General features: G+C 71.1%; 13 protein-coding genes. 5 read left to right on the top strand and 8 right to left on the bottom strand.

What is annotated here, in order from left to right; all coding sequences use genetic code 11:
* Positions 1–20: 20 nt before the first annotated feature.
* Together BCF74_RS06780 and BCF74_RS06785 are read right to left on the bottom strand one after the other, a co-directional pair.
* Positions 21–1,481 (bottom strand): VWA domain-containing protein, encoded by a 1,461-nt coding sequence (locus BCF74_RS06780; protein ID WP_106297197.1) that lies wholly within the window; start codon positions 1,479–1,481, stop codon positions 21–23.
* Between the two features lie 10 nt (positions 1,482–1,491).
* Positions 1,492–2,400: an AAA family ATPase gene (locus BCF74_RS06785; protein WP_245889254.1), complete on the bottom strand. Its 909-nt coding sequence runs from the start codon at positions 2,398–2,400 to the stop codon at positions 1,492–1,494.
* A 46-nt stretch (positions 2,401–2,446) separates the two neighbouring features.
* Here BCF74_RS06785 and BCF74_RS06790 point away from each other — a divergent pair, with 46 nt between their 5' ends.
* Positions 2,447–3,370 (top strand): PfkB family carbohydrate kinase, encoded by a 924-nt coding sequence (locus BCF74_RS06790; RefSeq protein WP_170070159.1) that lies wholly within the window; start codon positions 2,447–2,449, stop codon positions 3,368–3,370.
* A gap of 3 nt (positions 3,371–3,373) precedes the next feature.
* On the opposite strand, the gene BCF74_RS06795 is transcribed toward BCF74_RS06790, so the two are convergent.
* Complete coding sequence (locus tag BCF74_RS06795) at positions 3,374–3,553, bottom strand: hypothetical protein (protein WP_106297199.1); 180 nt, start codon at positions 3,551–3,553, stop codon at positions 3,374–3,376.
* A gap of 51 nt (positions 3,554–3,604) precedes the next feature.
* Positions 3,605–4,078 (bottom strand): MerR family transcriptional regulator, encoded by a 474-nt coding sequence (locus BCF74_RS06800; protein WP_106297200.1) that lies wholly within the window; start codon positions 4,076–4,078, stop codon positions 3,605–3,607.
* An 89-nt stretch (positions 4,079–4,167) separates the two neighbouring features.
* On the opposite strand from BCF74_RS06800, the gene BCF74_RS06805 reads away from it, so the two are divergent.
* The 4 genes from BCF74_RS06805 to BCF74_RS06820 all read left to right on the top strand — a co-directional run bounded on the left by BCF74_RS06805 (position 4,168) and on the right by BCF74_RS06820 (position 8,569).
* Entirely contained in the window at positions 4,168–5,361 is a 1,194-nt protein-coding gene (locus tag BCF74_RS06805) for an acyl-CoA dehydrogenase family protein (protein ID WP_106297201.1), read from the top strand.
* Positions 5,358–6,929 (top strand): acyl-CoA carboxylase subunit beta, encoded by a 1,572-nt coding sequence (locus BCF74_RS06810; protein WP_106297202.1) that lies wholly within the window; start codon positions 5,358–5,360, stop codon positions 6,927–6,929. Before BCF74_RS06805 ends, BCF74_RS06810 begins: the two co-directional genes overlap by 4 nt.
* Positions 6,930–7,056: 127 nt before the next feature.
* The gene (locus BCF74_RS06815) at positions 7,057–7,347 is read left to right on the top strand and encodes a hypothetical protein (protein WP_106297203.1); all 291 of its coding nucleotides are present in this window, start codon (positions 7,057–7,059) and stop codon (positions 7,345–7,347) included.
* Positions 7,348–7,507: 160 nt separating this feature from the next.
* Positions 7,508–8,569 (top strand): S8 family peptidase, encoded by a 1,062-nt coding sequence (locus BCF74_RS06820; RefSeq protein ID WP_106297204.1) that lies wholly within the window; start codon positions 7,508–7,510, stop codon positions 8,567–8,569.
* Between the two features lie 72 nt (positions 8,570–8,641).
* Here the strand turns inward: BCF74_RS06820 and BCF74_RS06825 are convergent, their stop codons facing one another.
* The 4 genes from BCF74_RS06825 to BCF74_RS06840 form a co-directional block, all read right to left on the bottom strand.
* Positions 8,642–8,950 carry a winged helix-turn-helix domain-containing protein gene (locus tag BCF74_RS06825; RefSeq protein WP_106297205.1) on the bottom strand — a complete coding sequence of 103 codons (309 nt, stop codon included), beginning with the start codon at positions 8,948–8,950 and terminating at the stop codon, positions 8,642–8,644.
* Positions 8,947–9,438, bottom strand: coding sequence for a hypothetical protein (locus tag BCF74_RS06830; protein ID WP_106297206.1), 492 nt, complete (start codon positions 9,436–9,438; stop codon positions 8,947–8,949). Before BCF74_RS06830 ends, BCF74_RS06825 begins: the two co-directional genes overlap by 4 nt.
* Positions 9,439–9,516: 78 nt before the next feature.
* Positions 9,517–10,221 (bottom strand): Maf family protein, encoded by a 705-nt coding sequence (locus tag BCF74_RS06835; RefSeq protein ID WP_106297207.1) that lies wholly within the window; start codon positions 10,219–10,221, stop codon positions 9,517–9,519.
* A gap of 22 nt (positions 10,222–10,243) precedes the next feature.
* On the bottom strand, positions 10,244–11,563 hold the full coding sequence (locus tag BCF74_RS06840; protein ID WP_106297208.1) for an MFS transporter: 1,320 nt from the start codon (positions 11,561–11,563) through the stop codon (positions 10,244–10,246).
* Positions 11,564–11,735: the final 172 nt, after the last annotated feature.

The following is an 11,735-nucleotide window of genomic DNA, read 5'->3' on the forward strand; positions in this document are numbered from 1 at the left end:
CGGGTCGGGTTTCCCGCCCGTCACACGGGCAGCAGGCGGCTCACGAACTCGCGCAGCTGCGCGACGTTGCGGCACTCGTGCATGTCGACGATCTCGCTGTAGCGCAGGGCGAGTGAGTCGCCGCTGCCCCACATGCGGTGCGGCTCGGGGTTGAGCCACGACACGTGCCGCGCCCGGCCGGCGATCTCGCGCAGCATGTCGAACTGCGGGTCGGTGTTGTTGGAGCGAGCGTCGCCGAGGATGAGCACCGCCGTGCGGTGGCCGATGACGTCGAGGTGGTGCTCGACGACGTCGGCGAAGACCGCGCCGTAGTCGCTGTTCCGGTGCCAGCGCGTCATCCGCGACAGGTCGTCGAAGGCGTGGCTGAGATCGCTGCCCGGCGGCGCGCCGATGACGTCGTCGGTGAGGTCGTCGACCCGGTTGACGAATCCGAGGATCCGCACCCGCCGGAACTGTGCGGCGAGCGCCTGCACGAGCAGGATCGTGAACCGCGAGAACCCCGCGACCGACGCCGACAGGTCGCAGAGGATGACGAGGTCGGGGCGGTGCGGGCTCGCGTGCTGCAGCGCCGGCCGGAGGGGTATGCCGCCCGTGGACATCGAGCGTCGCAGCGTGCGTCGGATGTCGATGGCGCCGCGCGACGCGCGTCGTCGGCGGGCCGCGAGCCGCGTCGCGAGTTTGCGGGACAGCGGCTGGATGGCGCTGCGCAGCTCGTCGAGCTCCGCAGGCCCGGCGAGCAGGAAGGAGGTCTGTTCGGCAGGCGCGCGGACGGCATACCGGCTGATTCGGTCAGCACCGCGAGCCTCGGCGTTGCGTCGCCTCGTCTCCGCCTCGACCCGGCGGCGGAACGCCGCGACCTCGGTGCGCAGCTCATCGCGGGTGAAGCGGTCGGCGAAGCGCGCGCCGCTCGGTGCGCCGCCGGCGCCGCTGCCCTGGCCCTCGGAGCCGCCGCTGCCGTCACCGGAGCCGCCGGTTGCGTCCTGCGCGGCGTCCTGCATCCGGGCCAGCGCGGCCGCGATGGCGGTCTCCGGGGCGAGCGCGTCGAGCGCCTGCTGCGCCGAGAAGGACCCGGTCGTCGCCTGGTTGGCGAGCCGGCCGAGCTCGGCAACGGTGCGGGCGGCGAGCTCGTCGAGGGCTTGTTCGTCGTGGGCGGCGAGGGCGCGGGAGAGGTCGTCGCGCAGCTCGGCCGCGAGGGTGCGGCGGTCGGCGGCCGTCTCGGGAGGGTCGGTGTCGTGGGTGCCGAGGCGGGTGCCGACCGCGGCGGGGAACCACACGTCGTAGAGGTCGTCGAAGACCTGGCGCTGCCCGGCCCGGCGCAGGAGCGCGGCGGCGAGACCCTCGCGCAGGCGCTCGCGGTCGTCGAGGCCGAGCACGTGTGCCGCGGCTCCGGCGTCGACGACCTCGCTCGTTCCGACGACGACGCCGTGGGTGCGCAGGGCACGCGCGAACCCGACGAGCCGGGAGTCGAGAGCGGTGGACACGTGGTTTTCGTCAGTTCGCTGGCAGGTCGAGGGCGACGGTGGCGCGCTCGATGTCGTCTTGGTGCTTGAGGAGGACGCCGAGGTTGTCGCGCACGAGCTCGGGGGAGAGGTCGGCGTCCCGGCTGGCGCCGAGGGCGACGAGAGTGCGCGCCCAGTCGACGGTCTCGGCGACCGACGGCGCCTTGCGCAGCCGCAGCTCGCGCAGCCGCTGGACGAGCCGGACGACGGACGCGGTGAGGGCGTCGTCGAGGCCGGGGGCCCGCAGGGTGACGATGCGCTGCTCGAGCTCGGCGCTCGGGTAGTCGATGTGCAGGAAGAGGCAGCGGCGGCGCAGCGCCTCGGACAGCTCGCGGGTGGCGTTCGAGGTGAGGACGACGAACGGGCGGTGCCGCGCGGTGAGGGTGCCGAGCTCGGGGACGGTGACCTGGAAGTCGCCGAGGATCTCGAGGAGCAGGCCCTCGATCTCGACGTCGGCCTTGTCGAGCTCGTCGACGAGGAGGACGACCGGCTCGTCGCTGCGGATCGCCTGGAGCAGCGGGCGGGGCAGGAGGAACTCGTCGCTGAAGATGTTGTCCCGCAACGCATCCCAACCATCGGCGGCCTCCCGCTCGGCGGTGATGCGGAGGAGCTGCTTGGCGTGGTTCCACTCGTAGAGGGCGCGCGCCTCGTCGACGCCTTCGTAGCACTGGAGCCGGATGAGCCGGGCTCCGGTCGCGGCGGCCACGGCCTTGGCGAGCTCGGTCTTGCCGACGCCCGCCGGACCCTCGACGAGGAGCGGCTTGCCGAGGGCGTCGGCGAGGAACGTCGTCGTCGCGATGGCGTCCGAGGCGAGGTATCCCGTGTCGGCGAGTCGCTCGCGGACCTCGTCGATGGAGGCGAACCGGGTCGCGCCCTGGTCGGTGGTTGCCGAAGTGCTCACGTCCGCCATCCTCGCAGGCCGGACCACACGGCATACGCTGCCGTGCATGGCTGCGAGGGTGATCCACACCGCACAGGCGCTCGTCGACGTCGTCGTCGAGGTGCCGACCCTGCCGCGGCGCGGTGGCAACGTCATGGCGCCGCCGCCGAACGAGTACGCCGGGGGAGCGGTGAACATCCTCCTCGCCGCTGCGCGCCAGGGAGCCGAGTGCGTGCACGCCGGTGCGACGGGGACCGGCCCGCACGGCGACCTCGTGCGCGCCGCACTGTCCGCCGAGGGCGTCACGCTGTCGAGCCCGGTCGTGCCCGACCTCGACACCGGCATCTGCGTCGTCATGCTCGAGCCGTCGGCCGAGCGCACCTTCGTGACGACTCAGGCGGCGGAGCGGCACATCAGCGTCGAGTCGCTCGCGACGTCCGCCCCGGTGGCGGGTGACCTCGTCTGCGTGAGCGGCTACTCGCTGACGGGTCGCACGCGAGATCCGTTGCTGCAGTGGCTCGCTGGGCTGCCGGACGGCGTCGAGGTGGTGCTCGACCCGGGGGCGATCTTCGCCGAGCTCGACGACGAGGTGCGAGTCCAGATGCTGGCCTGCACGACGGTATGGACCGGCAACGCGGAGGAGAGTGAGGCGCTCACAGGGGAGTCCGACATCGCCGTCGCCGTCCAGCGCTGCCTCGAGCACCTGCCCGAGGGGGCCGTCGCCATCGTGCGCGACGGGCCGGAGGGCTGCGCCGTCCGTGCCGACGGCTCGACGACGGTGCTCGCGGGCTATCCGCAGAAGCCCGTCGACACCAATGGCGCCGGCGACACGCACACCGGCGTGTTGGTCGCGTGCCGTGCGGCCGGTATGCCGTGGGTCGAGTCCGCGCGCCGTGCCAACGCCGCCGGAGCGATCAAGGTGACCCGGCGCGGCCCCGCCACGGCGCCGACCGCTGATGAGATCGACGCGTTCCTCGCGGACCGGGCCTGAGTGTCAGCTCGGGTGGCCCTCGGCCTCCGCCTGCTCCGCGGCCTCGATGGCGTCCTCGGCGTCGACGGCGGCGTTCGCCCGGCGGCGGTCCAGGAGGAACTTGGCCAGCCCGCCGACGACGACGGCTCCCACCGTCCCGGACATGATCCAGCCGAAGGCGGACGGCTCGTCGGAACGGTCCATGGGGTCCTCCTCATGATCGGTGGCAGGTGCCCCCATCGTGCCGCACGTGTTCTACAGCGCGTCGAGGTCGGCGCGGCAGGACTGCTCGAACCGGTCGAGCTCGCTCAGCGCCGCCTCGATGTCGCGCCGCCGCTGTTCGAGGTCCTCACGCCGCTCGTCGATCTGGCCCAGCACGTACTCGAGCTGGCTGCGGCGGCCGCGCGGCGCGTCATACAGGTCGATGATCGTGCGGATCTCCTCGAGCGGGAACCCGAGCCGCTTGCCGCGCAGGATGAGCCCGAGCCGCGTGCGGTCGCGGCGGTGGTAGATCCGCACCGTGCCACGCCGTTCGGGGGAGATGAGGCCGATGTCCTCGTAGTGGCGCACCGTGCGGTGGGTGATGCCGAACTCGTCGGCGATCTCGCGGATCGTCCACGTCTGCGGTGGGTCACCCTCGCGGGAGGTCCGGTATGCCGGTCGCGCGCCGGCGGCTGCGCGCGCGCCGCTGCGACCGCGGTCCGTCTTCGCTGCGCTGCCGGTTGCCATGACCGGGAGTATTGCTTTACGTTGACGTCAACGTCAAGCACGACGCACACCCGCGACGACGCACCCATGAGACGAAGGGCGACCCCCGAATGTTCGAGCTCAGCCAGGACCACGAGGACTTCCGCAAGGTCGTGCGCGACTTCGCCCAGCGCGAGGTCGAGCCGCACGTCGCGCAGTGGGACAAGGACTCCTACTTCCCGACCGAGCTCGTCCCCAAGATGGGCGACCTCGGCCTCTTCGGGCTCGTCGTCCCCGAGGAGCTGGGTGGCAGCCTCGACGAGAACGACAAGGACAGCGGTGCCTTCACGAGCCTCTGCGTCGCCATCGAGGAGCTCGGCCGGGTCGACCAGTCGATCGGCATCACCCTCTCCGCGGGCGTCGGCCTCGGCATCAACCCGATCCTGTCCTACGGCACCGAGGAGCAGAAGCAGCAGTGGCTGCCCGACCTCGTCGCCGGTCGGGCGCTCGCCGGCTTCGGCCTCACCGAGCCCGACGCGGGCTCCGACGCCGGCGCCACCCGCACCAAGGCCGAGCGCGACGGCGACGAGTGGGTCGTCAACGGCGCCAAGGCGTTCATCACGAACTCCGGCACCGACATCACCTCCGTCGTCACCGTCACCGCGCGGACGGGCACCGACGACACGGGTCGCCCCGAGATCAGCGCGATCATGATCCCTTCCGGCACACCGGGATTCACCGCCGAGGAGCCGTACCACAAGCTCGGCTGGCACATCTCCGACACGCACGGACTGTCCTTCGACAACGTGCGCGTGCCGGCGAGCAACCTCCTGGGGGAGCAGGGCAACGGCTTCAAGCAGTTCCTCAAGACGCTCGACGACGGACGCATCGCCATCTCGGCCCTCGCGCTGGGACTCATCGAGCGCATGCTCGCCGAGAGCACGGCATACGCCTCGTCCCGCACCGCCTTCGGCAAGCCGATCGCGGTCAACCAGGGCATCTCCTTCCAGCTCGCCGACCTCGCCGTCATGGCCGAGACGAGCCGCGTCCTCACCTACAAGGCCGCCTGGCTCAAGGACGAGCACGACGCCGGCCGCCGCTCCGTCGCCGAGGTCAAGAAGGCCGCCGCGATCGCCAAGCTCTACACGAGCGAGGCGGCCGTCACGGCGACGCGCATCGCGACCCAGGTCTTCGGCGGCAACGGCTTCATGGAGGAGTACCCCGTCGCCCGCTTCTACCGCGACGCGAAGATCCTCGAGATCGGCGAAGGCACCTCCGAGGTGCAGCGCATGGTCATCGCCCGTCACCTCGGACTGCCGTCATGAGCGACTCCGACCCCCGCGTCGGCGACCCGCGAGTCGCCGACGTTCGCGCCCGGCTCGAGGCGGCGCACGCCGCGTCCGCCGCGCCGACCGAGAAGGCCGCGGCCAAGCTCGCGAGCCAGAACAAGCTCTACGTCCGCGACCGGATCGCGCTCCTCGTCGACGAGGGCTCCTTCGTCGAGGACGGCCGCTTCGCGAACGCCCTCGCCCCGGGACTGCCCGCCGACGGCGTCGTCACCGGCCGGGGCACCGTCGACGGCCGACCGGTCATCGTCATCGCCAACGACCCGACCGTGAAGGCCGGTTCCTGGGGCGCCCGCACCGTCGAGAAGATCGTGCGCGCCACCGAGATGGCGCTGCGCGAGGAGCTGCCCGTCTTCTGGTTCGTCGACAGCGCCGGCGCGCGCATCACCGACCAGGTCGAGATGTTCCCCGGGCGGCGCGGCGCGGGCCGGATCTTCCACAACCAGGTCGCGCTCTCGGGCAAGGTCCCGCAGATCTGCTGCCTCTTCGGCCCGTCCGCGGCCGGCGGTGCCTACATCCCGAGCTTCACCGACCTGCTCATCATGGTCGAGGGCAACGCGTCGATGTACCTCGGCAGCCCACGCATGGCCGAAATGGTTGTCGGAGAACGCGTTTCGCTCGAGGAGATGGGTGGTGCGCGGATGCACTGCACCGTCTCCGGTGTCGGGGACATCCTCGCGAGCGACGACGAGGAGGCCATCGAGCTCGCGAAGCTCTACTTCTCCTACGTGCCGCAGAACTGGCACTCGCCCGTCCCCTCGTATGCCGGTGAGTCGCCGAGTGCGCCCCTCACCAGGGCGTCGGTGCCGGAGCGGGAGAGCCAGCCGTTCGACGTCCACGACGTCATCGACGGCCTCGTGGACGATGATTCCTTCTTCGAGATCAAGGCGCTCTTCGCGCCCGAGCTCGTCGTCGGCTTCGGCCGCATGGACGGTGAGACCGTCGGCATCGTCGCGAACAACTCCGCCGTCAAGGGCGGGGTGCTCTTCACCGACAGCGCCGACAAGGCGGCCCGGTTCATCTGGCTGTGCGACGCCTACTCGATCCCGCTGGTCTACCTCGCCGACGTGCCGGGCTTCATGATCGGCTCCGAGGTCGAGCGCGGCGGCATCATCCGCCACGGCGCGAAGATGGTCTCGGCCGTGTCATCGGCGACCGTGCCGCAGTTCTGCGTCGTCGTCCGCAAGGCCTACGGCGCCGGGCTCTATGCGATGGGCGGACCCGGCTTCGGTCCAGACGCGACGATCGCCCTCCCGACCGCCCGCATCGCCGTCATGGGACCGGAGGCCGCGGTCAACGCCGTCTACGCCAACAAGATCGCGGAGGTCGAGGCCGCCGAGGGTGCCGAGGCGCGGGACTCCTACGTCGCCGAGCGGCGCCGCGAGTACGAGCAGGACGTCGACCTCGAACGCCTCGCCGCCGACCTCGTCATCGACCAGGTCGTCGAGCCCGAGGCGCTGCGCGAGGAGCTCCTGCACCGGCTGCGCTACGCCGCGCACCGGGACCGCGCGTTCGCGACCAAGCGACGCGGCATACCCCCGGTCTGACGGACGCGAAATCGCGGTGGCGCCCCACCCGGTTCGTGGCGACACTGTTCCGGTGAACATCCCGATGAGAACGAAGGAGTTGGCCATGCAGATCCAAGGCTGACCGTCAGCCACCAAGGAGATCCGCATGTCGACCACCAACGCGTTCTACCGGCGCACCTTCCTCAATCGTCCGCGTCACCACCTCGGCGCGCACGTCATCGCCGACGTCACGCTCGAGCGTCCCACCGATGGGCGGCCGTGGGTCCGCGCGGACGTGCACCTCGCGGACTGCTCGAAGCACGTGACCCTCGACTTCGACGCCGAGACGCGCCGCGAGGCGGCCAACGCCCTGCGCAAGGTTCGCATCCTGCGGTCCGTCCTCCACGACTTCGAGGTCGCGCTCGAGCGTTCCCTCGACGAGCTCGACCTGCGGTGAGGGTTCGGGCGGGACCGGCGCGATGTGAGCCTGCCCACGACCCCCGTTCGCAGGGTGAAGGTCCGACGAATCTCGCCGCGCGAGAACGGCTACCAGTAGGTAACCTCGAATGGTTCGGGCCTCGACGATGAGGCCGATCCCACCGGAAGGTACCCCTGATATGCGTTTCCTTCGCCGCGCGGCTGCCACCGTCGGCGTGCTCGGGCTCACTGCCCTCGCCGCCACAACACCGGCCCAGGCCGCCACCAATGACCCACTGCGCCCCAAGCAGTGGGGCCTGACCCAGGTTCGCGCCGAGCAGGCCTGGCCCACCTCGACCGGAGCCGGCACGGTCATCGCCGTCGTCGACACCGGCATCGACCTCACCCACCCCGACCTCCAGGGCAAGCTCGTCCCGGGCGCCACCTTCGTCGACTGCGGTGCCCAGGCGACCGTCTGCAGTGACGGCAACTGGAAGGGCACCGACGGGGTCGGCCAGGAGGCCGACTCGCACGGCACTCACGTCGCGGGCATCGCGGCGGCCGTGACGAACAACGGCCTCGGTGTCGCCGGTGTCGCGCCGGACGCCAAGCTCATGCCGATCAAGGTGCTCGAGGACGGCTCCGGCACCACCGAGGACATCGCCAACGGCATCCGCTGGGCCGCCGACCGCGGCGCCGACGTCATCAACCTCTCGCTCGGTTCCCTGCCCGGCACCCAGGTGCTCTCGATCATCGGTGTCGACACGGCCGTCGAGGAGGCCATCGCCTACGCCCGCACCAAGGGCGCCGTCTCGGTCATCGCCGCGGGCAACACGTCGACGATCGCTTGCACGAGCCCGGGCTTCTCGAGCTCCGGCCTGTGTGTCGGCTCGACGGACAAGACCGAGCTGAAGTCGGTGTTCTCCGAGCTGCCGATCAAGCCCGACCTCAAGGTCCTCGCGGCACCCGGCGGCTTCGGCTACGGCGGCTGCGACGACGACATCTGGTCGACCGTTCCGCGCGAGGTGACGAGCAGCTGTGGCGTCGCCGGCTACGACGCCTACGCCGGCACCTCGATGGCCACCCCGCACGTCGCGGGCGTCGCCGCGCTCCTGCTCGCCCAGGGCCGCAGCGTCGACCAGACCGAGAAGGCGCTGCTCTCGACGGCGCGCACCCCGGTCGTCGGCCTCCGCGGCACGTTCACCCCGCTCTACGGCTACGGCATCGTCGACGCCCAGGCCGCCGTGGCGGCACCCCGCTGAGGCACCCGCCCGGCATACGAAAAGCGGTGTGCTGCAACGCTGTTCGCGTTGTGGCACACCGCTTCTTGTTGTTCAGCCGCCGGCGATCTCGCGCAGTGCCGCGAGGTGCTTCGCGTATGCCGTCCGCCCGCGGCTCGTGAGTGCGAGCCACGTCCGCGGCCGCTTGCCGACGTAGCCCTTGCGGACCTTGACGTATCCGGCGGACTCAAGTGTCGTGACCTGTTTCGACAGGGCCGAGTCGGAGATCTCGATGCTGTCCCGCAGCGTCGCGAAGTCGCTCTCGTCCACCGATGCCAGGGCCGCGACGATGCTGAACCGGATCGGCGAGTGGATGACGTCGTCGAGCTGGTGCCGGGCGTGCGAGGCCGGGGGAGCGGTCATCGCCGACCACCCCGCGCGACGAGCGCCCCGGTGACGAGGAGCGGCAGCGCCGTGACGACGGCGGCGAGGGCATAGGCCCACCACGCATCCGGCTGCTCGCCGATCCCCGCGGCACGGTTGTCGCCCTGGCGGATGTTGAGCCAGATGATCGAGGCGAGCATGAACAGGACGCTGAGTCCCATCCCGACCCAGCCGAGCTGGCGACTCCCGAGTGGCACGGTGCCGGCAGCCCGCTTCTGCCAGGCGGCCAGCAGGAAGAGTGCGACGACATAGAAGCCGAGGACGATCGTGCCGGCCCGACCGTCGAAGTACTGGGAGAGCGCGAGGAACGCGGCCATGACGAGGCCGAACCCGGCGAGGGCGAAGCCGTGGACGCGGCGGTCCCTGTCGCTCGAGAGGTTGGCTCCCTGCGCCTGCTCGAGGGCGGCGCGGGCGTCCATCGCGGCGTCGGTGTCGTGGCCGGAGTTCGCGGAGTGCGTGGCGTTCATGGTCTTCCCCTGTCGTGTCCCGCCGGACCCGTGTGGCCCGGCCGATGGCTCGACCATATGAAAGTACTTTCCAATCTGTCAAGTAGTTTCTCGCGATGGGCAGCGAAGATCCCGCCAGGGCACGCCGACGTCCGCGAGGAGCTCGCGCAGCAGCGGCAGGGAGACGCCCACGACGTTCGACGGGTCACCCTCGATGGCCCGCACATACGGCGCGCCGAGCCCGTCGAGCGTGAACGCCCCCGCGACACGCAGCGGCTCGCCCGTCGCGACGTACGCCGCGATCTCGTCGTCATCGAGGTCGGCGAAGTGCACCGTCGTCGACGCGGTGGCGCCGAGGGACCCGTTCGTCCCGCCGTCCCGCGGGTCGCGGTCGTCGACGAGCCAGTGACCCGTGTGCAGGACCCCGGACCGGCCGCGCATCCGCTGCCAGCGCGCCGTCGCGGTCGCGGCGTCACCGGGCTTGCCGTGCACCTCGCCGTCGAGCTCGAGGACCGAGTCGCAGCCCAGCACAAGGAAGTTCGCACCCTCGACGTCCTCGTCGGCGTGCTCCGCGTCCTCCGCGGCGGCCAACGCCCTCGCCACCGACTCGGCCTTGGCCCGCGCCAGCAGCAGCGCCACGTCCGCAGGCGCGAGCGGCCCGTGCACCTCCTCGGCAGCCGCGAGCGCTGCGTCCTCGTCGACATCGCTGACCCGCACGACGGGCTCGACGCCGGCCGAGCGCAGGGTCGCGAGGCGAGCGGGGGAGGCGGAGGCGAGGACGAGGATGGTGGGCGCAGACGTCACGCCGCCCAGCCTGCCACCCGGGTCAGCGACCGTCGCCGGCCACCTCGGGCTCGGCGGGCGTGGCCTTGAGGGCGACGGCGAGCAAGCCCGCACCGACCATGGCCGCGCCGACGACCCACAGCCCGGTCCGCTGGCTCCCGGTCAGGTCGGCGAGCCAACCGGTGATGTACGGCGCCGCGAACCCGGCGGTGTTGCCGACCGAGTTGACGAGCGCGATCCCGCTCGCGGCGGCGGCCCCGGTGAGGAACGCCGTGGGGAGCGCCCAGAACGTCGGCAGCGCGCACATGACGCCCACCGCGCACACGGTGACGGCAGCCATCGCCGCGAGCGGGCTACCGAGGTAGAGCGCGACCGGGATCGAGACGCCGCCGACGATCGCGGGCAGCGCGACGTGCCACACACGCTCCTTCGTGCGGTCCCCGTGACGGGACCACAGCAGCATCGCGACCGCGCCCACGGCATACGGGACCGCATTGATGAGGCCGCGCTGCAGCAGCGAGTAGCTCGTCCCGAACTGCTCCTCGAAACCCTTGATGATCGTCGGGAGGAAGAAGCCGAGCGCATAGAGCCCGTAGACGATGCCGAAGTAGACGAACGCCAGCGCCCACACGCGCGGCCGCGTCAGCGACTCCCGGATCGACACGTGGAACCGACCCTTGTCCGCGTCGTCGGCGTCGAGGGCAGCGGTGAGCGCGGCCCGTTCTTCACCCGAGAGCCACGTCGCGTCGCCGGGACGGTCGGTGAGGAAGAACCACGTCACGACACCGAGGACGATCGCCGGCAGACCCTCGAGGAGGAACATCGTGCGCCAGCCGCTCAGCCCGAACAGGCCCTCGCCGTGCTCGATGAGCAACGACGACAGCGGCGCCCCGACCATCGACGAGATCGGGATCGCGACCATGAACAGCGCCGTCATCCGCGCCCGGTCCTTCTGCGGGAACCAGAACGTCAGGTAGAGGATGATCCCAGGGAAGAAGCCGGCCTCCGCCACGCCGAGCAGGAACCGCAAGACGTAGAGCCAGCCCGCGTTCGGCACGAACGCCATCGCCGCCGCGACGACACCCCACGTCACCATGATCCTCGCGATCCACCGCCGCGCCCCGAACCGGTGCAGCGCAAGGTTGCTCGGCACCTCGAGCAGCAGGTAGCCGATGAAGAAGAGCCCGGCCGCGAGACCGAACATCGTGTCGGTGAGCCCGAGCTCCTCGTTCATCCCGTTCGGACCGGCGAAGCCGATGTTCGTCCGGTCGAGGTAGTTGATGAAGTAGAGCAGGCACAGGTAGGGCGTCAGCCGGCGCGCGACCTTGCGGGTCGCCGACTGCAGTGCGGCGTCATCGGTCATCCGCTCACCCAACCACGCCGACGATCCCGTATGCCGTCCGCGCGCCACGGCATTTCGCTGCGCCTCACGCTGTTGTTGTCCTCACGCTGTCGTCGCTCAGCCGAGTTGTCGGGCTGAGCTCCTCGGCGCTCCGGTCCTCGCTCGTAGAACGAGCTCCGGGTCCTCACGCTGT

Origin of the sequence: Knoellia remsis, from assembly GCF_003002895.1 — a bacterium.
Lineage (GTDB): Bacteria > Actinomycetota > Actinomycetes > Actinomycetales > Dermatophilaceae > Knoellia > Knoellia remsis.

Excerpts from the sequence above, each read along its gene's own strand:
- BCF74_RS06790 (WP_170070159.1), top strand. The coding sequence starts at position 2,447 with ATGGCTGCGAGGGTGATCCACACCGCACAGGCGCTCGTCGACGTCGTC.
- BCF74_RS06795 (WP_106297199.1), bottom strand. The coding sequence starts at position 3,553 with ATGGACCGTTCCGACGAGCCGTCCGCCTTCGGCTGGATCATGTCCGGG.
- BCF74_RS06800 (WP_106297200.1), bottom strand. The coding sequence starts at position 4,078 with ATGGCAACCGGCAGCGCAGCGAAGACGGACCGCGGTCGCAGCGGCGCG.
- BCF74_RS06805 (WP_106297201.1), top strand. The coding sequence starts at position 4,168 with ATGTTCGAGCTCAGCCAGGACCACGAGGACTTCCGCAAGGTCGTGCGC.
- BCF74_RS06810 (WP_106297202.1), top strand. The coding sequence starts at position 5,358 with ATGAGCGACTCCGACCCCCGCGTCGGCGACCCGCGAGTCGCCGACGTT.
- BCF74_RS06815 (WP_106297203.1), top strand. The coding sequence starts at position 7,057 with ATGTCGACCACCAACGCGTTCTACCGGCGCACCTTCCTCAATCGTCCG.
- BCF74_RS06820 (WP_106297204.1), top strand. The coding sequence starts at position 7,508 with ATGCGTTTCCTTCGCCGCGCGGCTGCCACCGTCGGCGTGCTCGGGCTC.
- BCF74_RS06825 (WP_106297205.1), bottom strand. The coding sequence starts at position 8,950 with ATGACCGCTCCCCCGGCCTCGCACGCCCGGCACCAGCTCGACGACGTC.
- BCF74_RS06830 (WP_106297206.1), bottom strand. The coding sequence starts at position 9,438 with ATGAACGCCACGCACTCCGCGAACTCCGGCCACGACACCGACGCCGCG.
- BCF74_RS06840 (WP_106297208.1), bottom strand. The coding sequence starts at position 11,563 with ATGACCGATGACGCCGCACTGCAGTCGGCGACCCGCAAGGTCGCGCGC.